Source organism: Methylophaga sp. UBA678 (assembly GCF_002299105.1).
Lineage (GTDB): Bacteria > Pseudomonadota > Gammaproteobacteria > Nitrosococcales > Methylophagaceae > Methylophaga > Methylophaga marina.
On record NZ_DBNG01000004.1, the window covers coordinates 47,519 to 70,171 of the forward strand.

General features: G+C 40.5%; 17 protein-coding genes and 1 pseudogene. All 18 read right to left on the reverse strand.

Annotated features, from left to right (window positions below; translation table 11 throughout):
- Positions 1–103: 103 nt before the first annotated feature.
- On the reverse strand, positions 104–4,615 hold the full coding sequence (locus B3014_RS01695) for a glycosyltransferase (RefSeq protein WP_289244634.1): 4,512 nt from the start codon (positions 4,613–4,615) through the stop codon (positions 104–106).
- Positions 4,612–5,547, reverse strand: a complete 936-nt coding sequence (locus B3014_RS01700; protein WP_289244633.1) for a sulfotransferase family protein — start codon at positions 5,545–5,547, stop codon at positions 4,612–4,614. Before B3014_RS01700 ends, B3014_RS01695 begins: the two co-directional genes overlap by 4 nt.
- Positions 5,540–7,048 (reverse strand): hypothetical protein, encoded by a 1,509-nt coding sequence (locus B3014_RS01705; RefSeq protein WP_289244632.1) that lies wholly within the window; start codon positions 7,046–7,048, stop codon positions 5,540–5,542. The genes B3014_RS01700 and B3014_RS01705 overlap by 8 nt, the downstream gene beginning before the upstream one ends.
- Before the next feature lie 32 nt (positions 7,049–7,080).
- The gene (locus B3014_RS01710) at positions 7,081–7,785 is read right to left on the reverse strand and encodes a WbqC family protein (RefSeq protein ID WP_289244631.1); all 705 of its coding nucleotides are present in this window, start codon (positions 7,783–7,785) and stop codon (positions 7,081–7,083) included.
- Between the two features lie 21 nt (positions 7,786–7,806).
- Positions 7,807–7,953 (reverse strand): annotated as a pseudogene (locus B3014_RS15065) (DapH/DapD/GlmU-related protein); the annotation flags it as partial.
- 449 nt (positions 7,954–8,402) lie between these two features.
- Complete coding sequence (locus B3014_RS01720) at positions 8,403–9,131, reverse strand: class I SAM-dependent methyltransferase (RefSeq protein WP_289244630.1); 729 nt, start codon at positions 9,129–9,131, stop codon at positions 8,403–8,405.
- Complete coding sequence (locus B3014_RS01725; protein WP_289244629.1) at positions 9,128–10,108, reverse strand: radical SAM/SPASM domain-containing protein; 981 nt, start codon at positions 10,106–10,108, stop codon at positions 9,128–9,130. The genes B3014_RS01720 and B3014_RS01725 overlap by 4 nt, the downstream gene beginning before the upstream one ends.
- Before the next feature lies 1 nt (position 10,109).
- Positions 10,110–11,330 (reverse strand): DegT/DnrJ/EryC1/StrS family aminotransferase, encoded by a 1,221-nt coding sequence (locus B3014_RS01730; protein WP_289244628.1) that lies wholly within the window; start codon positions 11,328–11,330, stop codon positions 10,110–10,112.
- Positions 11,287–12,699 (reverse strand): putative sugar O-methyltransferase, encoded by a 1,413-nt coding sequence (locus B3014_RS01735; RefSeq protein WP_289244627.1) that lies wholly within the window; start codon positions 12,697–12,699, stop codon positions 11,287–11,289. Before B3014_RS01735 ends, B3014_RS01730 begins: the two co-directional genes overlap by 44 nt.
- A gap of 16 nt (positions 12,700–12,715) precedes the next feature.
- Positions 12,716–13,069, reverse strand: coding sequence for a cupin domain-containing protein (locus tag B3014_RS01740; protein ID WP_289244626.1), 354 nt, complete (start codon positions 13,067–13,069; stop codon positions 12,716–12,718).
- Positions 13,038–13,916 (reverse strand): SDR family oxidoreductase, encoded by an 879-nt coding sequence (locus tag B3014_RS01745; RefSeq protein WP_289244625.1) that lies wholly within the window; start codon positions 13,914–13,916, stop codon positions 13,038–13,040. The genes B3014_RS01740 and B3014_RS01745 overlap by 32 nt, the downstream gene beginning before the upstream one ends.
- Complete coding sequence (locus B3014_RS01750; protein ID WP_289244624.1) at positions 13,913–15,862, reverse strand: glycosyltransferase; 1,950 nt, start codon at positions 15,860–15,862, stop codon at positions 13,913–13,915. The genes B3014_RS01745 and B3014_RS01750 overlap by 4 nt, the downstream gene beginning before the upstream one ends.
- Positions 15,863–15,867: 5 nt before the next feature.
- Positions 15,868–17,775, reverse strand: a complete 1,908-nt coding sequence (locus tag B3014_RS01755) for a B12-binding domain-containing radical SAM protein (RefSeq protein ID WP_289244623.1) — start codon at positions 17,773–17,775, stop codon at positions 15,868–15,870.
- A gap of 70 nt (positions 17,776–17,845) precedes the next feature.
- Positions 17,846–18,658 (reverse strand): hypothetical protein, encoded by an 813-nt coding sequence (locus B3014_RS01760; RefSeq protein WP_289244622.1) that lies wholly within the window; start codon positions 18,656–18,658, stop codon positions 17,846–17,848.
- A gap of 97 nt (positions 18,659–18,755) precedes the next feature.
- Positions 18,756–19,838, reverse strand: coding sequence for a radical SAM/SPASM domain-containing protein (locus tag B3014_RS01765; RefSeq protein ID WP_289244621.1), 1,083 nt, complete (start codon positions 19,836–19,838; stop codon positions 18,756–18,758).
- Between the two features lie 84 nt (positions 19,839–19,922).
- Complete coding sequence (locus B3014_RS01770; RefSeq protein ID WP_289244620.1) at positions 19,923–20,807, reverse strand: NAD-dependent epimerase/dehydratase family protein; 885 nt, start codon at positions 20,805–20,807, stop codon at positions 19,923–19,925.
- Positions 20,808–20,830: 23 nt separating this feature from the next.
- Complete coding sequence (locus B3014_RS01775; RefSeq protein WP_289244619.1) at positions 20,831–21,484, reverse strand: HAD family hydrolase; 654 nt, start codon at positions 21,482–21,484, stop codon at positions 20,831–20,833.
- Positions 21,485–21,488: 4 nt separating this feature from the next.
- Complete coding sequence (locus tag B3014_RS01780) at positions 21,489–22,625, reverse strand: class I SAM-dependent methyltransferase (protein ID WP_289244618.1); 1,137 nt, start codon at positions 22,623–22,625, stop codon at positions 21,489–21,491.
- Between the last annotated feature and the right edge of the window lie 28 nt (positions 22,626–22,653).

A 22,653-nucleotide genomic window follows, 5' to 3' on the forward strand; every position in this document is an offset into this window, starting at 1 on the left:
TTTCAAATATTATTTGCCTGTAGCCACAAAGGGTTACCAGACTCGATGGGAGTAAAGCAGTTTGCGTACCAGTTTTTTAACCAGCTGCGACAAAAATCATTAACTAATTGTTTTTATTAAAATTAAACACCTTCAACCACTCATCCAAGTGTTCTTCAAGGATAAATTTTTGACATACCCAGTTTTTAAGCTGCCGACCTTGAGCGGCAATTTTCTCCGGTTCGGCTAAAGCGGCAAGGATCGTTTCTACCCACACAGCCTCATCATTTGGAATTAACGTCACAGGCGCGCCATCTTGCTGGTATGGATAGATGTCACTGGCAATCACAGGCCAGCCCATGACGCCATACTCAAGCAGACGTAAATTACTTTTCGCTTCGTTAAAAGGGTGTTCCTCTAGAGGTGCGAGAGCCAAATCTAAATCAAGATCGGCTAAAGCCTGTGGATATTGATTAAACGACACAAATTGATGGAACTCTTTGACATAAGGCCTCAGTTCAAGCGGGCACATCCCCATAAAAACCCAATCCACTTTATCTGCCAATGATTCAACAACATGAGCCATTAAAGCCAAATCGCCCGCATGCTGATTCGCCCCCGCCCAACCCACTCGGGGCTTTTGGTGAGCTTTTTTCTGTGGTAAGGATAGATTTAACCAGCGTTGTGACTCCAACCTATTAGGAATAACCGTCACATTGTCAGTATATTGACGACATAGCTCCGCTAATGGCTCGGTAGAGACGATTGTATGGTCACATAAAGCGAGTGTTTTTCTGAGCCTTGAACGCATGTCCCGAAATACTAGTTTTTTTCTGTCACTCAATTTTGGCAAGTTGGTGACCAGATCATCCAAGGAAAAAACGATATTGATTGACGTATGCTGTTTGACCCCTTTCAGAAATTCGTAGCTGATATCATTCAACATTTGCTGCACGTAGAGCACATCGGGTTTCAATCGCATCAACTCAAATAAAGTCGGCAATAAGGGCTGTTCTTTAAACTCATGAAACGGCATCCATGTGAGTTCTACATCACCTCGTTCTGCCAAAGCCTGCATTGGTGCAATCATGCGATACTGGCCAGTGCCAGAACCATTAAGAGGAAAAACAACAACCCGTGTTTTTAAATTAAACCTCGGGTCCCATTGCCGCTGGATATCTACCTCGGCGGCAAAAAAACGTGATCGCAGACTCAGGTTGTCATTATAGAAAGGATCGTGTGTAAACAAATCAGACCACTTTTCGACGATGAATTCTTCTCTGCCAGAATTGTAATCGGCCACACCATTTGACTGCTCCGCCAGCTTTTTGTCCTGAAACAAGGTCACATAAGGTGACCAGATAACGTTTTTACCTTGCTGCTGGATAGTGAGACATAAATCCATAACGGTATAGCGTGTATCAGAGAATGAATTTTCACACAGGCCACCAGCCTTGATGAATGTCTGTTTTTCAATCCCGAAACAAGCTGATGACACCGAGGAATATTGCTGAATACAATGTGCACGCTCCATATAACCAGAATCTGTAATATCCAGCCCTTGGAACATACCACTAACGTCATCAGTAATTCCGAAAACGCCACCAGCATGAATGACATGATTTTTGTCATCGAGGATTCGAGAGCCAACAATACCCACATCCTCTCTGGCCAACAATGGCATCATCTCATTTAGCCAATTGCCGTTCACAGCCATAGCAAAGCAGGACATAACAACAATATAATCACCACTAGCGATGTTCACACCATGGTTAATAGCTGCCGAGTAGTTTTTCTGCTCAAAACGCGTTGAGACAAAACGTTCCCCCCACATTTCTGACATCTCAGCATACACATCTTCGAGATCTTCGACATCACTCATGACATCTACAACGACCACTTCATAGTTAATATAGGTCGTGTTGAGCTCTAACTCTTCCAAACATCGGGCAAGGTAGGAAACATAGTTATGATGAGCAACGATAATAGAGACTTTGGGCTGATTTTTCGTACTGTAGACCGTCTGGAATCGCGGCTTGTTTTTGGGGTTCGATATTGTGGCAGAAATACCGGACCTGTTTAGATGCGCATGGCGGGTCAACCATTCATTTTCGGCCAATTGCTCTCTATTAATATCTAATGGAATTGATGTGAGCAAGACATCGGGGACATGAGAAAACGCTAATTGCTGATACTGCTCATACACCTTAAATGCCATATCTGTGGCATGAACGTAAGCAAGATTCGAATACCCACCGACCTGTTCAAAGGCTTCTCTACTGACAATAAATGAACGCCCTAAATATGAATAGGCCCTCAAATAATCAAGACTAAACTCCGGTTTGAACCAGATATCAGCTTTTGACTCATCGACTAACTCATCACTATAGATAAACTGTGCTTGTGTCTCTAAGTTAATCGTATCAGCAAAGCTCAATAAGGCATGTGGGGCTAATTTATCTCCAGGGATTAATTGCATAATCCAGTCAAGCTGAGCGGCTGTGACAACTTGCTCAATGTCTTGATTGATATTTTCCCCTGATATCTGAACCCATTCAATATTTTCTGGCACAGCGGAAAAAGCATCAGGGGCCGGAATATTACTCAGGATAGTCAAACCCCAAGCCTGATAGAGCTGTTGTTCAAGAGAGTCAATCGTATTGGAGAGAGCATGCAGCTCCCTAGGATTAACAATGAGCAGTAAATGAAAACTCGGTTGTTGTTGCCATTGGTTCACCATACGCTCGGCAAGATGTGAGACTTGTGACGCAACAAAGCTTGAGTTTGACAGCCATCTTTTTGCAGACAAAACTGGACCAAACTTTGGTATATCATGTGGCTTACAAGATACTGATGAAAGAAATTTTTGAGTCTTTTCGTACCATATTTGGTCGCTCAGTTCGATCGAAAGTGGCAGTTGTTGACTAGTCCGAATAAATTCTTCAACCCCTTCCCAACAGTACTGCAGAAAATCATCGTTTTGTTCTTCTACTATATGGATTGTCTGCTTAGCGCGCTCAATTTCTTCTTCATCAGGAAAGCTGGCAATACCATGACCAGCGATCGGATGACTTAAGTTATCTTCAAGAAGAGGGTTAGGAATCATCACCACGGGACAGCCGCAGAGTAGTGCCTCCCTTATAATCGCAGAAGGCTCATAGCAAAATAGTAACTCAGCTTTCCGTAAGACTTCGGCAAGCTCATGGTGTGTAATTTTAACGTCTTGGCAGAGACTTTTTGCATCACCAATATCTGATGTTAATTTGCCACCCTTGAGAAGATATTTATTAGCGTAAAAGTAACGCCCCTCTCGATGTTTATCGTCAGGGTTGTTTTTATTGTTAAAAATATTATTGTCAACGATAGGCACGGTCAGCAGAGGAAGAGAGCGCCCCATAGGAATATAATCACTGGTGAAAGCGTATACCAACTCACTATCAGATATGACCTCGTCACCTGCTAAAAAACCAGGCTTATTGAGCAACCACCTCACTACAAATGGTAATTGCAGTGGATTACCACTTATCACCTCAGGATAGATAACAATGGGTAGTCTATTTTGCTCAATATGTTCGTTGAGTTGCTGCTCAGTTAGTAAGGGGGTTCTTAAATTATTTTCAGTTTCGATATGCCCGACAAGGAATGCCTCGGCACCTTTTACGTTAAGTGCATGACATAAGTAATAAAGTGCACGCATGCCTGCCGACTTCTGACTAAATCCCATATCACCGACATAAATATAGTAGGGTTGTGAGGTAGTTTTGAAGAAGCTCAGCCTTGAGACGTCTGTCTCGTGCTTAATTTTAATATTGTTCCAAAGTGATTTAAGCACTTTATGGTAAGCACGCCATGGGCCCTCAGGCTCGGAATTTTCTATGAATTTGTCGAGGTGACTTCTGCTGTAGAAAATTTGGCTCTGAGTGAATTCAAGATGCGTACTATCACTGATCAGATAAAAGTTGCTTTTTTCTGACTCTAAAGCCTCTACTTTAGAATCACTTGAGAAAAAGTCACACAGCTCAAACCACTCTAAAGCTCTGGTTGTGACAACACTTCTTTGACAAACACGAGTAAAAAGTTCTGATAGGAATAGTGATGGACTTTTACTCTCCAAATTATCAGCAATTAATGGCAAGCTTGACTCAAGCTCTGGTACAAACTCATCTCGAAGTATGGCAAACAAGTCTGAAGTACCAATTATCAACCTCGGTGAATATAGTTTTTCGCCCGTTTTCACCTTACTTTCTGCATAACGAGATAAGATTAAGCGATTACCCTGCTGACTTTCTAAAAGAATAGAGGCACTATCAGTTGCAACCAACATGTGGGGAGAAGCAAGAATAACAATATCGTCATCAAAACTATCTTTCAGTATAGATAATGGCCAATAGTCGCCAAATACCTCGTAATTCTGTGGCGGTACAATCTTTACTTCAATTGAATAAAGTTGTTCTAAATGATGAAGATATAATTGCTGCTGCTTTGATATATCTTTAAGCGTATAGAGTGTAAGGGAGATATTTTCTGGGTTAATACCACAGTTAGCCCGCCATGATTCAAAAAAACAATGTATAGCGACTAAAAATGAAGGATGATTGGCTAAATAAGTAATAACTCTTATTTTTGTCCCATTCATTGTTGGTGCCTATTAGATTCAGGAATGTATAGACTGTATGGCATTTTAACTTCAGACGAAAGATAGCCGTACATTTTCCTCACGGCCATTGCATTCACATCTATCTTCTCTGCTAATACCTCATCAACCAAGGCTTTATGCTTGTTTGCTGTGTTTCTCTGAACATCTTTCACGGCATACTCATAAGGCGCCAACTCACAAAAATCATCGATTTTTTTTAACATCTCATTTGGATTTTCAATTAAGTCTTCATATCGAATAGTCAAGAGTTGACTAGGGCACACCTTCATCTCATTTGGAATTGCTTTATTCACCTTGCACCAATAATCAATAAAAACAGCACCATCCCCACCCGGATAGATATGTGGATGTTTATCTAGAAGCTCCCTTGCAGTTTTATCTTCTGGCCGAGGCATTAACCAAAAACATGGATTCTCTTCATCAGGAGGAAGATACAACAACACACTATTAATGGCATTCATGATAGCTTTCCAACTAGCTACCACAGCAGGACAATCCCGAATTATGTGGATAATTTTTGCATCTGGAAATATCTTGAGAAGGTAATGTAGTTTGTTAGAGAGATGAGGTTGTTTATTAATTACCCGTAGCGAGGTATCACCATTTAGAACCGAATTAAAATAGTACTGATGCATACGAGAGATTGTCTTATCAGTAACATCATTATCTGACATAGGTAAACACACCTGAAACCCGTTAATTCCAGTTCCAAACTGTGGTGCTGTGTGGTTGCCAATACCTGCCATGACACAATTCCCATGCTCCACCCACCCCAGATGGTCTTCACCATCAGGATATCCCATAGTCTTAACTAAACTTGGATGTTGTCCTAATAAATCAAACAGCAGCCCTGTCCCTGAGCGACCACACCCTATGATAAAAACTGGCTTTTTTATTTGAATTTTATTCATTGAGTTTTTGTTTCAGTTCATGCAAACCTAGGCTAGCAATGGCTTGTTTAATGCCATTTTCAATATCCATTATCATTATTGAAGGATCATTATGTTTATTTGCAAGCAGTGATGATTTCTTGCGCGCCTCTTCATAATATGTGTGGTCACTGTATAACTGACATGCAATTTGTAGGTATTCATTATGTGAACTGGCTAGCGTCGTCAAATCTCTCTGTTCCTTTAACAGCTCATCCCACTCACCTGCAAGCATTGATACGACAGGTATGCCATAAGACATCATTTCTCGACAAGCCAACCCTCCCACGAACGGAAAGGTGTCAAGAAAAACCTTTACTCTGTCTTTATAGCATTGCAACTCAACCATCTGATTTATAAACGTTACACGTGCAGAAAAGGTAGATTCAGACAACCAGTTAGCAATTAAATCACTATTTCCACTACCCACAATAAGCAGCTTGGCCTCAGGCAACGTCTCCATTAACTCACTCAGAATGTGTAATAACTCACTATTCACTTTCACGAGGCGAGTAAACAAACCAAAACTAAATTCGAAATCATCTGAAATATCAATGCATGCATCTTTAATGTTTGGAAAAACCTGATCTGTAATAGCAATCCGAACACTGCTCGCGCGATTTCTTGGAATATCAAATCCTGACTGAAATGACTTTCCTGGTAATAACACCCAATCTAACTCGGGGATATTCCAATGCGGATATCCCGGATCAAGATACATTTGCAGCCTAGCCACTCTTTGGCTGTACAACCAAGTAGCAACTGGCGAAGCTACATCAGAAATAATGACATCAGGATTGGCCTCACCCAAAACGTGTTTCAGCTCATCCAGCCTTTTATAACTGATTTCTTGTGGAATGACTCTTACCCTAACTCCAGCATCGACTAATTCATCGATATAACGTTGCTCAGCCCATTGAACACAAAAACAAGTAATATTAAAGACACTTTGCTGGTTATGATTGATGATCAAATCTTTCATCATTGGCCCTAGGGCATTGCCCCTGTTCATATCAGCATAATGAACCATATAGACAATATTTAAATTCTCTACTTGGTTTTGATGATGTGAGCTCGTGTTTATTTTTGACCCGCTTTGTGTTTGCTTGAGATAGTGATAGAAAGGCTGAACACCAGCTCTGTTGTATCCACGCATATCGAACAAACTAACAGCGCCGACCCAATTCAGGCCATGAATGGCCTCTAGGAGTCTGCATGCATCAGATAAATTAAGCTCTGGTAAGGAAAAAAGTCGCTGAGCATGATATTCAACCAAACTTTTTACTACTACAGCATTATTTAAACCATGATTTACCACTGCTTGGAAGCTATCAAAAAGCCAATTTACCTGCTCATGTAAAGTGATCTCATCAAATGAATGTTCTGACAGCAACTTCACAATGATATTTTTAAGCTCAGGATGATTTTGTTCAAACAAAACTTTCCGTGCTTGTTCAGTGAGTTGAATATCATTGGAGTTCATTAAAGTGCTCTCGTGTTCCAACGTTCTTGTTTTCAGGGAATGATAATCTGATTTGGCGACAGACTGGATATAAAGTCTCGCGCGCCAGGGCCTTGATTCGCAATCAGATCTATTATTGATAAGCCTGCATCATAACCATCCCAAAGTTGTCTGTACTCTGGGTAATCATAAGATTTGTACTCTAAGCTAACCCCATTTTCTCTAAACATGCTTTTCTTTAGATAATCATCAGCTGATGCACCACTCAGATAAGTGCAGCCGTTAACTTTTTTTAGTATTTCAATCAAACGTTCTGTTTTTTTTCCAGTGACTTGCAACTCAGAAGACATAATCATTGGCGTCGTAATATTTAGGTAATGACAAATTTGCTTAATGAGAAAAATATTCAGCCCACTAATTGTGTTAAATTCACGTGTATTAATGGTAGACATTATGTCTATGACGTCGCTTAGATAGGGAGCGCCTCGATAGTTTGCTTGTATTTGAGCAAGGTGTTTCTTTGGCCAAGCTCTTGAGTAATCAATCTCCGTATTCAAAATCAGCTGTTCTACTTTGGAGTAGTGCACTGGTACTGTAAGCCAGTTCATCCCTTTTTGAGTTTTTATTCTATTCCTATTTCTCCAATCTCCCTTTGTGTATTGCAAATCATCATGAAAAATAAATAGGTCAACAGAATTAATAAAATCAAAATAACCACGCCAAGGGATGTAACAAGACTGAATGATGCCAACCCTCAAGAGTTAATCCTCCAGCTGTCTTACAAGTGAAGCAGGATTCCCTGCAAAAAAGCTCATTGATGGCACATCTTTTGTAACAACACTTCCAGCACCTATGACAGCCCCATCCCCAATATTAACTCCTTTGAGTATTGTCACACCTGCCCCAATCCAGACATCATTACCAATATTGACAGGACGACGTTTCACCTCATTAGCATCAGTTTTTTCACCATTCAACTGGCTTCGCCGTACGCTTGGAGATAATGAATGAAGATCAGTATCTGTAATCCATGTCGCTGGTCCTATTTGAACATAGTCACCAATAACAACGCTTTCATAAGCCGTTATACAACAGCCGTTCAGATCACATGAGTCACCGATTTGTATAATTGCATTTCTTCCTAATGCAAACTTTACTGGATGGGAAATAGGCACAAAGGCGGCATTGTTATCAGAGTTAAGAACGGTATTGATACCGATCATCAAAGTAGAGGCATACGGATTAACTATTGTGGGCATCATTCCTCTGACAACAGCACTCTCCTTCACTGTTGCATAGTTATCTAAAAAATAAGCTTTTTCACTGTCAGATAACTGAGAGTTGATCAGGTCTTGTCGATTTTTCATTTTCAACTTCAACGCTTTCTAGCAACAAATAACTTTCTAGTTAGTTGTTGATATACATCGTACTGATTACTTTCTATTATTTTTTCACGTATCGCTTTATCTACACCATCATAACTAGAAAAAGCATCATCAAAACATAACCATCCGCCACTCACCAGTCTCGTTTCAATAAGACTAATATCGGAACAAACCGATTCGTAACTATGATCCCCATCAATAAAAGCCATACGAACTTTAAATTCAGGCGATACAGACTCCAGAAAAGTGGTCAGATTTCCTTTATGTGGAGAAATATAATTACCCAATCCGCAATGCCTTGTGTTGTGGCGAAATATCTCTTCACTTTCTTCATGAATCTCATAAACAGGCAAGACTTCTTGATGGAAAGGTTCAGCCCAAACAGTCTGGTCCTGGTATGCCTCTATGAGCTTTTCCTTAACCTGAACTTTGAATGAGTAGCTACCATCAACGTTTTTATACCAATCTCTTTTTGCTGGAAAAAGATCAACGCAATGCAAGTGAGCATTCTTTAGTTGCTTGATAGCAAATCCAATCGCAATTGCAGATCTACCACACCATGAACCCACTTCAATAATATCGCCGTCTAGGTGAGCCGTTGCTAACGTCAAGTTAAATAAACTCATCAGTTGTTCTTGTGAAGTCCAGCCAGGGATAAGTTCTACAGCATCCGAAATTTGATCACTTGCTGAAACCGTCAACTGCCAATCATGCCTCATGATTGAAACTCCGTAATCATGTCTGCATAGCTAAGACCTTCATGAGGCCAACGTGTTGAAGCCCAATCAGGACAATTTCCACAAAACGAATGTCTAGAATATTCATTATTTAAATGGGCTTGTCTTAGCGCCTTATAGAAGTCACTTTGCCAGACTTCATTAATGGATGTATCTCGATAATCTTGTATCGTTGAACCATGCACCCAATCAGAGGGGCAAAAAGCAAGTTCTCCTTTTGCGTTAACGACAATTCGCTCCCATGGATACAAACAGGGTTTTCGTGGCTTATCTAATTGAATTTCTCGACGTTGTGTTGCAAGCTCTCCTAACGCGCCTGAACAAGAATGCATCCTTCTTATGACAACCCTATCAATGCCGGCGTCATACCAGAATTTCTCAAAATCAGATACTTCATCGGCGTTGTTGGGCTGTTCGACAAAGCTGACTACAACCTTTGTTTGTGATTTTGACTCCTTGACCCATTTTAATAGTCTCAACACGTTATCCCGTGTCACATTTAAATCACCGTTAACCCTGATAGCTTTATAAGTTTCTTCTCTATATGCATCAATACTGATATCTATCATGTGTACACCCGCATCGAGAAGCCTCTGCGTGCGTTTTTCATTCATTATGGTTCCATTGGTCGTTAGCGTGACATAAACCCCTGAATGTTTTACGGCAGACTCAATCATGTCATACCCTTGAGGATGAACTAAAGGCTCGCCATTACTGGCATACCGGATATATTGAGTGCTGCCTTTACCATAATGTTTGACTTCATCAATCATTTTTTCATTAAGTTCGACATCTAGGAATCGTCCGGCATAGTGTGCTGAATTTTTAAAGCTGGGATGCGGGCAGTGTACGCAAGCGAGGTTACACACTTCGGTAATGTCCATCAGAATCTGTGAGGGAAATACTGATGATAAGCGTCCGCCAAAGCCATATTCGGTGTTTAAATTCTCAACACTCATCTTATGTATTCTTTCTATTTAGGATGGAATCGAGAGTACCGACGACATAATCTATATCCTCAAATGTCATGCGAGCACTCATTGGTAGTGTCATGATTTCCTCAGATAATCTCATAGTAACAGGTAAAGATTCTTTCATTTGGGAGTAGAGAGGCTGAATATGCAAAGGTAAATAATGGATGCTGACCCCCACGTTCGCCTCTCTTAAATATTTAAACAGTTCATCTCGTGTCAGTCGGAATTGTTTCTGACAAAAACGCACCACAAATAAATGAACTGCGTGTTTATCACTAAATACATCTCGCTGAAAAGCTACCTCAATACCAGCTTGGTCCAAACATTTTTTGTAATAGCGTGCCAAGTTATGACGATGGCTTGTCATCTCTTTCAGACGACTCAATTGAACCCTGCCAATCGCGGCCTGTAGATCTGTGTAGTTCATCTTATAACCAAGCTCTGTCAGAAGCTCTGTTTTCTGTAAAGAAGGAGAAGAATACCTAGACCATGCATTAGAGCCCATACCACTCATCCTAAGTCTTCTGAGCTTTTCAGCAACGTTGTCATCATTGAGCGCAATGGCTCCACCATCAGCTGTAGATAGGTTTTTGTTCGCGTAAAAGCTAAAACAGGTTAAATTTCCTGATGATCCCACATAATCATTTCCACTGTATCGAGCTCCCATAGCATGAGCTGCATCCTCTATAATGAGGATGGATTCGGGAAGAAACTGGCGAAGTTTCACAACATCCGTGGCCAACCCACCATAATGTACAATGATAACGGCACGTGTTTTGGGAGTGACCTTAGCAAGAATAGATTCGGCTGTAACTGACATGGTTTCGATATCAACATCACAGAAAACTGCTTTAGCCCCCAAATACATCACAGAATTTGCGGTAGCACACCAAGTCAGACTGGGGACAATTACCTCATCTCCCTCTCCAACCCCACCAATCAACAGTGATAAAAATAATGCTGATGTGCAAGAGTTGACGGATACAACATGCTTAACACCAAGATAGCTTGCAAGCTCTTTCTCAAACTCTAAAGTCTCATTTCCCATTCCAACCCAACCTGTTCGCATCACTCTAGCTACAGCATCAATTTCATGTTCCGTGAAATCAGGGGTACCAAATGCTAAGTAAGGTCTATTGTTCTCCATATTTGACAGATTAAACTCAGATGGCTGACGCATTTTTACGAAGGAATAGTTGTTCAACATGACAGTGCTCATGTGAAGCTGCTGAAAAAAATGGCCAACGTGAAGGTTGTCTAGCTAGCAACTGAAAGTCTTTTAGCTCTGGAAAACAATCGATTGGGTAATAAGTATAGGCTTGACCATTATTAATGAGGTTTTCATGATAAAAATAGCTTTTAGTTGTTCTCTGAATTTGTTTGAGATATTCATTTATCGTTTCAAAGCTCATCTCAGATAAGCTAATAGTGTTGATGAAGCAATCGATCGATAGGTCCGGTAACTGAGGTAAACAAAAGTGTGGTAACAGGACAATATCAAATTCAGCGATCAAGTCTCTTAAATCTTCCTCTCCAGTGTAATAATGCGTTTTCAACTCAGGGTAAATGATGGATAGGTAATATGAAGAAATGAGCAAGTTTTCAGGCAAATCAAAATTTACGTAACAGCATGACTGACTGAATTTCTTTAAATAATAGGCAAGCCCACCATAGCCAGCACCAATTTCAGCAATCACAGGTCTAGCGAGTTCACCTACTAACTGACTAATGTAGCGACCTCGGTAATGGTTGAGAAAATTATTTGGGTGGACAAGAGAGTCTTCAATAAGATGACCGTATGGATTGCCGACTTTCGGCGAATCTAGCTCCTTAATGGGTGCCTCGCCCAAACTATATGCCCAAATATTAAATAAACTTCTGAAACCAGCTGACATATCAGGATGTTTCACATAATCATCGAACCCATGTTTGCCACCAAAAATACCTGTGCTCAAATCATTACGAAAAAAATTAGCTAACAATGGTGCCAAATTAGACTTATTTTCTTTGAGAGAACGATAGAATTCTGGTCGCGTATTTTTTAGGAACTGCTCCCAATTTTGACCTGTTTGATAAGGTGCGGATACATCTTTTGCATTTTCCTTTGCTAACTCATAAGCCTTTAACAAATCGGAAATGAGTGAATAGTGACTTTTAGTTTCCATTGTGACATGTGAGTAGTCATCTGAAATGACGTCGCCAAGCTCAAATGTCTCAATCCAACTGTCTAAAGTTTGTGTTTTGGCTTCGAAGTTATCATGGCGATAATTCAAGCAACGTCCACCTTGAAGATCTTCTCTTTTTAAATGACTGAAGATCAGAATATTTTCTCGCTTAATACCTAGCGCGACTAATTGCTCTGTCATTTTTTCATGATGCTTTTCACTAGCAATTAATATTCTGTCGTAATTTTTTTCAAGTACCTCCTGTGGAGGGAGAATTTCAAGACCCAGACGTTTTTTGTACCATTTGGACTGGTCGTTATCGATGTAACATAGAATCTTAAAACCTAATTGAATCGACTGATATTCAATTCTTACAGAACAGGCTCCAGCTCCAAATACGACATACTTCATTCTCTAAATTCCTAATTTATCTTCTGTGAATATCAGGAGCCTCATTATCAAATTTTTTAGATAATGCATTGATCCATTTTGTGTCAGACTTACAATAAAAGGTATGATTTTCACCTGGCTCTATAACAAACAAATCTTTGGGTTTAAAAGGGTATTCTGTCACTAGCCCGAACTCATCTTGTATGTGTATTTCACCCTCACCTTCAATAATGAAGAAAAATTCTCTCGTGAGTTTATGATAGTGATTGCCTCGAGATAAACCAGACTTGGTCTCTAGGTAATTGAATTCTTCCCAATTACCTTCATTCAGTAGCCCAAGTAATATACCCCGCTCATCTTCAAAGGTTTGATACGGCGATAGAATTTTCATCGAGTACCTCCAGTGAGTTCAGGTACGCATGATGTGTGCCAACGGTGACATCAAGTGACTCACAGGTCATGGTATTTTCTAACGACAAATCACCGAATAAAAATGGCACTTCACCATGCAGTCGACTGGCTTGAAGAATTAATTCATCATCAAAACCAGCACTTCTGGCAAATAACTTAGCAAAGAAAAATCGCGATATTCTCTGTCCACAGACGTGATAGACCCGATTAGATAATTTTGGCGTCATCACGAGTTTATCTAGAACGTTCAAGAAATCTTTATAAAAAGTAGGTGAGTAGAAGGCATCATCGAAACAGTCGACCGCTTTACCGCTTTGTAACTGCTCCCGGAGAAATCTCAAGAAGGTCGCTTCTCCATCATAAAGTGCACTTAGTCTTAAGACATAAAATTGGTCGCTCAAGATTAAACCATTCAGTTCAGCTGAGGCCTTTGTTTTCCCATAAACTGTTAGAGGAGAAATAGGATCAGTTTCTCTGTATCCACCTCGGTCACCTGAAAACACATAGTCACTTGAAATATAGATTATTTTTGCATCAGGAAAGGCTTTTATAAGATTGAGCGTTGTTTGTACATTCGCCTGATAAGCCAGACTAGGATCACGCTCACATCGCTGTATATTCTTATCACCCGCCGCGTGAATAATCACATCTGGAGAGACTGTTTGTGTCAGCTCAACAACTGCATGTTCATCAGACAAATCACAAGCGGCTATATTTTGGTCAATATCACCATGCTGACTAACACCTAAAATCTGCCATTCGCTATCAAATGCCGTTTTAATGTGTTGGCCGACATAACCTGTGGCACCCGTTAACAGAATACTCATAGCCCCATTGTGCTCCATACAGGGTGAGCTAGATCGTATAACGGTAGGATGCATACCTTTCCTTCTAAGTAGTTTATATCCTGATAAATACTTGGTCCTGAAGCACCTGCTGTCAAAATGAGGATATCCATCTCAACCTGCTCTAACTCAGTCATTGCAAAGACAGGAAGCCCCATAAACTCACTCGATTTTAGAGAACGGTCCACAATGCCAATAATTTGTAGATTAGGTGTGATGTTACTGATGAGATCGAGTGTTGTCTGCCCCATTCCAGAGATACCATAAATGACCACTCTCATCTTTTGTTCGGCAAAAACAGGGAGCAATCTTCTCAACCTTTTTACGTACTCAAAGTTATCAATGTAGGGAAATGCAGAACTCAAATATTCAGGCACTGAAATTACAGCCTCGGTGACGATACGCCCTGTTGGTATGGTAGCCAGCTCTTCTTGACTGCTTGTATCAAAGAAATAATCTAGGAATGATGCAAGTTTATTCCCAGGCACAATATAGTTGATCAGCAAATGTATCTTGGCATTTTTCTTGATTCCAAGAAGGATTGTGGTCTTCTCATCACCCAGAAGAGGAAAGAGAATTTCATCGTCGACAGCACCATCAAGCAAGGTAGAGTGCTTCTCAACCAGTTTTGGTTGAAGCGGGTTGTATGTGAGATTACCTTCAAAATCAATATAGCTACTGACCTCGAGTATTTGATCAGGAAACCGCTTTAAAAAAGGACTTAATGTAGAGTAGGAAACAATGAGCTTGTCGAACCTGCCGGCTTGAATATGAATCCACTGGTCATCTCTAAAATGAACTGTCTTATCTTTAATTTGCTGGTGAAATGTCTGCAATGCTTGCTGTGAGGTAATCGAGATAACTTCAACGTCAGGTAATGATGGTGAAGTTTGCTTCTCTAATGGGTAAAGCTTCTCCATTGTGTCAAAGAGCATGCCCACACGATGATCCAGGGTATGTTCAGCCAAACTCCGCTGATAAGCCGCATCGGCTATCTGTTCTCGTTCGTTATTATTTTCGAGGAAATATTCTACTTTGGAGAATAAAGCTTCATCATTATCATAGAAAACGATTTCTTTATCCGGCTCATAAAGCTCTGCCAGTTCCGAATTAGTATTGGTAATTTGGAAAGCTCCACAGCCAGGCACTTCGAAGTGACGAAGTTTTGTTTGAACAGCATCAGTTCCATCCGATGACCAAGCAGGATTAAAAACAATCTTTGTTGAATTAAGAATCTTAACCATCTCTACCTGCGATGGCACACCACCAGCATACTCGGACAGCGTTGGATGTTTATCCCATCCATAGCCGAATATTTTAAAAAGCCAACCACGGGACTTTGCAAGCGTTGCTAATTCTTCAAGAATTTTTTCTCTTTGCTGTCCATCCTCTAAATAGGATTTGTCATCAAGCTCATTCACTTTATGTTTACCGAAAAAGACGATATCAATCGATTTCGGAACATCATCCAAGCGATAACATTGACGTTGATTGTAGCCCCATGGCAGGTATATCACCCTATCTGCCCAGCCACTTTGCTTCCTTCTCTCTACACCACGAGATGAGTGAGAAGCAATTACATCATAATGATGATCAAACTGTGTGTTTCTTTGGTACCAAACCTCTGGCTCATCATCTGGAAGAAAGGTAACGATCTTGATACCTGCTGAACGTATCTTTTCAAAAAACGTATCTGGGTAATCAGCAAAAATCCAATCATGATAGAAGAATATGTAGTCAATATGCTCACGACGAACCAAGTCGTATATATAGGCACAATGAAAACTCTCAGGCTGAGTCGAGTAACGTTCTTTGTTTACCAACAACGGTGCAGCATTGACACAAATAACTTGCTCACCCAATACTGCCTGAAGTGCATCAAACCAATTTTCTCGTATATATGGAACCCATAATGCTCCAATTGCCAATACCCTCATGAGTTATACGAAAAAATCTGACCACGCCGGCTCACACCAGCGGTAATGTTGCCTGCCAAGTATGAAGCGACACTCTCTACCTCTTGATACCCATCTCGATTCTCAAATGTGTATGGAATAAAAGCACCTTTAAAATTGATATCATTTTTCAGCACGTCCAACTCAGGTTTAAGCATGTCGCTAAGAAAATGACTATTGCCGGAGAAAGCATGAATCTTATCTTCTGATAGCACGGGAGAGAATTCATCTTTAAATCGAACAGGTGTTAAGACATGTACATCCAGACCTAACTTCGCAAGAGAGGTAATAATCCAACGAGTAAGATGAACACGTGAGGATTGCATAACAACGACGCTATCGCCCTTGTTTAGATGACTTAGTGTTTGTTTCAGTTTTATGGTGACTTCTTCTGCCGGAAACGCTCTCTCTACCTGGGCTTGGTCGAAACGACGATATGCCTCTTTGACATAAGCCTCAAGCTCTTCTGCAGTGAAGTTTTCTGTTCTCGACACTGCTACCGTTGATCCATTGTAATCATCCCAGTCTTTGGAAACGATCCAACCTTTTTCATCGTATAAACGATACATTTCTGTCCCAGGGAATGGCGTAGCAATAGAGAATTGAACAGTATCAGCCGGCAAGCCACAGGCCATATCGATTGTATTCTCAATGGTTTCAGCTGTATCACTAGGTAAACCAAATGTGAACGTGAGATGTACGCGAATACCCAGCTCTGATGTCAGCTTGATCATCTCAATATTTTTTTCGGCATTCATCCGTTTATCAATTTCATCTAGGATTCCCTGCTCGGCTGACTCTACACCATATTTAATACTGAATAATCCAGCATCTTTTAGTGCTTCCAATGTCTGCCTATCCATCAAATCGGCTCTACCCATCGTTGACCATGGAATGCGATTACCAATACCAGAAGACTTCATCTTAGCGGCTAACTCAAGTACAAACTTTTTATTGATATTTACCGTGTCGTCATCGATATAAATACTCTTGTAAGGCACTTTTTCTAGGTTAGCTTTAATTTCCTCGATGACATCATCCGTCGTACGCATGCGATAACGAGGACTACGGAATAACATCTGCGGCCACGCGCAAAAAATACAGCCGTAAGGACATCCACGTGTAGCCATTAACTGCAATTGAGGACGCTCAAGTCCACAGACACCATCAAAATAGTTCAGGTTTGGTAAACCCTCACGTTCAGCCCAAGGCATGGTAGAAAGGTCTGGCAATCTGCCATACTCATTCTTTTTCACCTGGCTTACTTCGATAGTCTCAGACACGTCTTGTTCTGATTCTTTTTCAGCTTCATTTCGATATATTTTTCCATTATCCCTATAGATCAACGCAGGAATATCTTCCAATGAGCGGCCATCTCTGAGCGCGCATAAAAGCTGGATTACGGTTGTTTCGTATTCACCATAGATGGTGAAATCAATAACCGGGTTTTGCTCTAAAAACGTTTCATCTTCAAACTCGGTATGAAGTCCTGTAAACGCTACTTTCACATCAGGAAGCAGTGCCTTAATTTGACTCACGATCTTAAGATCGGTTTTTACAGTCGGGGTTGAGCTCTCGATAACAATGAAATCAGGTCGGCTTTCTTTGATGAACTGATAGAAACTATCAAATGTTTCACCCATTGAAAGTGAATCACGAATAACCGTCTCAAACCCTTCTCGCTTGGCATAGGCTGCGCCAGTAGCTAGCCAGACAGGGAAGGGTAAATAGCCTCCGATATGTTCCTGAATGATGCCATCTACCACTGTGTGCGAATGCACTTGAAAAGTATGTGGCCAGCGGGAACCAGCTCTTACGCCTCGCCAGCCAGGCGTCTCTGGTGTGGCTTCTTTGTACCATGGAGGATTCGAAAATAATACTTTCATAGCCATTGCCTTTCGTAGTGCAGCAAAATACGTGTTTTACTGTTTATTATTATCAGAGTTAATGTTGTTTTCATTCCAGCACAGTGATGCCAGAAGCCCAATATTCCGCCGCCTGATTAAAATGAGGTCGCTTATTAAACGTTAGGTTATAACCATACGCTTCAAAATGATAATTCGCTTTGGGATTATCCGTCTCCATACCCGCTAACCATAGTAAAGGAGGATAACCATCTTTCCTGAACAATAACTCTGGCAACGAAATAAAAGCTGCTGTTGTGTCATAGGCTCCAGACAATAGAAAATTCTCAGGAAATAATTCGATCTGCTGCCTCGCGGCTTCAACAGAAAAGCCTAAAAAGCAAGGAAAATACATCCCTACAACTGCAGATTCTCTTACCTTGTTAAGTAAATACTGCTGTCGTCCAGATGCAGCGGGTACGAGTTTAGCCACTAAAGACTCTTCAACATGATTAGTAAAGTCAGAGTCGGGAAAGTTATCTGCATAAAGCTGGGCTATGGCTGGCAAAAAACGCTGTTCCAGTTCTTGCCCAATATCATTCTGATGAATCTGAGGAAGAATAAAAGGAATCGCTGGCCCTTGTAATATGTTTTCCATGCTCGAATGCTTAGCAATAGAGGCTTTGATAGCTTTTACTTTATGTTCAAAGGATGAAAATGCCAACACCTTTTCAATATCAAAAACGCTCTGATGTCGAGAATATATCTGCTGTAAATCAATATCCGGTGTATCCAAGATAAAGTAGCGTCTTGTTTTTTGATGGGCTTGACCTTGTATGCTGCCAGGAATACATCGACCATGAATATCGAAGCATTCTTCGGTATCTGAAAGCTGTGGTGAAAATTGAGAATTCAATATGGTCATTACTTATTCCGATTAGACTAACGTCTTTATTTGCTACTAATTCTAAGCAAACTTCATACCTATGGTCGTAAGAGTCTGATTAAACAGACAAGATAAATTAATCAAACAATGAGTCTTTATCTGAAAAGCCTTCCCCCCAAGGAAGTGGCAAAAATTTGGCGTTGGCTGTTTTTTCTGTGTGAATACGAATAAATTTTTCATCCTCACCAATAAGACAATCAGGGCGATGAGGGCCAAGCCATGGGTTTCGCATACCTCGATCCAAAATATCTTTTAATGGCGTCTCTTTTAAATTACCTATGGAAAAATCAATGTAAGGGCAAGGTGTAATCTCACCCGTTGATGTAACCGTTATTATGCCTTTTACCGTGATGCAGCCTTTATATGAGCCATATGAGGGTGTCATGTGGGTGAACACAGAATATTTTTTCTCGAGCTCTCTTATACGATCAGCATCTTCTTTAGTGATGACAAACTCAGGATGTTCTGTACACGACCCCGTTGGCTTCGCATACGACACATATAAACCCACACCTTTTTCTGTACAGAACTCACACAAATCAATAAATTCTTGTGTGTGAGCACGACCTTTAATGAGTACGGTTGATAATAGCAAGTTCAGGCCGGCATTCAATGAGGCATCAATTGCCCGCATCACTCGCTTGTATGAGCCTTTTTTATTTCTGAATGAATCGTGCTCTTCTTCTATAAAACTATCGAGTGAGAGTTGAATTTTCTCTACACCAATAGACTTGAGGTGTTCGGCTTTTGCATCATCTAAAAACCAGCCATTTGTATCTAAGATGACATAATGTTTATCCGGATCTATCGCTTCAACCACTTCATCCAGGTCACGCATCACTAAAGGTTCGCCACCAGTGATAACGAAACGAGCTAAACCTAATTCATCGGCTTGTTTTGATAAATTTCTAATAAACGCTAAATCAATTTTTTCACGCTCATCCTGGACATGAAGCACTTTTTCTAAATGTCTATCCATATAGTACTCAGCAGAGCAATGTGAGCATTGGAAATTACACAAGTAACTTTTTTCCAGCCTGATGATGGGACTTATTTCTCCCCGTTCTTCCATATTTTTGATATTCGCCAGTTTGTCTGCAATGTAGGGCTTTCTTGCTCGAAGATCACTCCTTTTCGCTTGTTCAGCTGGTGTAAGCATATTTTCTTCTCGGTATTGGAGTTGATTGATTAGAAATAATCATTGAATACAAATCATATCGACTAGATTTATCTTAACATTAATTCAATAATGAAATTGACGAGGGTCAATCTCATCTTGGTGCGCTTGATACCACTGCAAAAGTGAGCTCAATGAAGTTTGTATTGGTGTTAATTTTAGATCCGGTATTTCTTTTAATAGAAGACTATTGTCACCACTATACTCATGACGAATCTGTTGATTATGGATAACAACATCAATTTCTTCTGATGAATACAATTTAGCTACGCTAGCTGCTAGCTCAGTGTATTCGTAAGCCATTCCAGAACATACATTGTATACAGAGTGTTGTGGCTGATAGTCAACAAACCACTGAACAACTTTGATTAAGTCTTTGATGTAAAGAAAATCTACTTTTGCATTTTGCTGCACGGTAATAGATTGTTTTTTTAATGCGTGACAACAAATATTTGAAAGAAACCGATAACGCCAGTCGTCTAACTCACCAAACACACCAAATAACCGCAAGTTGATAATATTGTTTTTTGATTCAGCTATTTTGGTCATTAAGTACTTTGAATAACCATATTGGTCCTGAGGCACATGTTTATCAAAAAACGTCTCACGCATTTTTGGTATCCAGTGAGGACGACTAAACTCGGCACCAGAACCGAAGTAAAGCAGCTTGCCATAATCATGCTCACAGCGAACAAGATTTGTGAACATCCTCATGTTGTATTCGAGAACCATCGAAGGGGCCTTTTTTGAACCCTTAGGTGCGGCATCATAGGTAGCAGTGTGGATAATGACATCAAAATGATGATGTCGAAGAAATTCTGAAACATGATTCACGTTGAGTAAGTCCAGCTCACTCCTAGAGCAGACTGTTAAATCGTATTTTTCTACAAATTCACGAGCAAGACTTCTAGCAATAAAACCATTGCCGCCAGTAATTAAAACTTTCTTCAAAATTCGCTTTCTCGACTTCCCGCTCAGTCCACTTCAAGTAAAGAATTAAGTGCATTTACTTGCGACAGACAAACCCCGTCATAATCTGACCAATCACCATATCCCCATGCCACGGCAACGAAGTCAACCTGATTTGACAAGGCTGCGATCTGATCATCTGTACGATCACCGATATAAAGAGCTTGGGAAGGATCTACCTCGAACTCGTGCAACATATTTGATAACAAATTGGTTTTACTCTGCTGCCCTGTGGGTAACATATCAACACATTGTATCGATTCAAACAGACTCTTCCAGTTAAGTTCGTTTATCACACTAAAGGTCGGCTCTGTTCGCTTATTAGTGGCTATAAATAGTTGTTTATCACTGGCTTTCAATTGATTTAAAACATCCTCAATACCAGAATAAGCAAGCGTCTCTTTTTCAACTATAGCGTCATACCTTTCCTTAAAGCACTGAGTCATTTCACTCAATGTTTTTTCAGAAACATCACCCACAAGCATTTTCATTGTCTCAGGAAGAGGTGGTCCGATAATGCCTTGTTCAATCTTGACCTTGGGCTTCATATCAAAAGTCTGCATCACAAATTCATAGCTTGATAGGATACAGGCAGCCGAATCTACCAACGTGCCATCAAAATCAAAGAAAATATATTTTTTATTCTTCAGTACAGTCACTGCATTACTCCAGAATTTTCAAGTTGGCACCATCAACCACGGCAATACCAGGATTATTCAATCTCATCGTTTTCAGAATCCTATAAATTTCATCCGAAAAACTACCGGCCATGATAATGATGGCAGCGATGGGCTCCTGCTCTAATTTTGCTGGGGCGGTGATAGGTATGTGTGTGGCCGGTGTTAGTTTATTTTGTTTGAATTTAGCTGAATCCACTACAAAACGAATCTTTCCACTGAGGTTGGCCAACGCCATAATGGCCAATGCTTGGTGACCGGCACCCCATATAGCAACAGAATTGGAAGGAAAAATGTTGATGTAGTGATCGAGTTGTCGTTTTAGATCATGCTGAAACAATTCAAACCGCTTTAGGTTTTTGGTGGCACGCTTTCTAACCACAGCTGAAAGATTGTAATCATGCCATACCGCCTGACAAGACAACACCTCAAAACCAGCTAAATTGAGCGTAGTTATCAACGTTTCTTTAGAAAAGTAAGACAGATGGTCAGGTATAAACTCTGAAAAAAGCTCCTTCTCCATTATCATTTCAAAGTTTGGTACCTCAACGAGGCCAATCGCATCACTTTTGAGGTTGTCAGCAATAGCTTGTAAGGAATGAACAGGAGATGGCAAATGTTCTAAAAAGTTGAGCATGACAAAAGCATCAAAAGGGCAAGCAGCAACTCTGGTAAGCCGGTCTTCGAGAAATAGCTTTTCAACATTTAGTCCTAGAGATTGGCAATGCTCCGAGGCTAATTCGCCATATTCAACACCGTAGGCATCAACACCTGTTTGTGCCAAAATCTCTAAATACTCACCTCTGCCACAGCCAACTTCTAACACTTTTTTCTGATGCAGTTGGTACTTTTCAACCCAGTCTGTAAATTGATCATGGCGAAAAGCGGCCATCTCAGCCGAAACGGATGTCGCTCGTATGACTTCCCGATAATAACTAACAGGCTCAGCGCTAAGCTGGATCAAGCCGCAGGCATTACACTCATATACATGCAAATCGACACCAAAATCATTGCCAGCATTGAATTCATCAGGAAAATACTGGGCAGATTTTGGCATACCACAATAACTCAACGACGGTGTGGCACCAAGTGCCGCATCACAAACTCGACAGTATAAACTCATGGTATTTTTGATTCTTGAATAGAATACA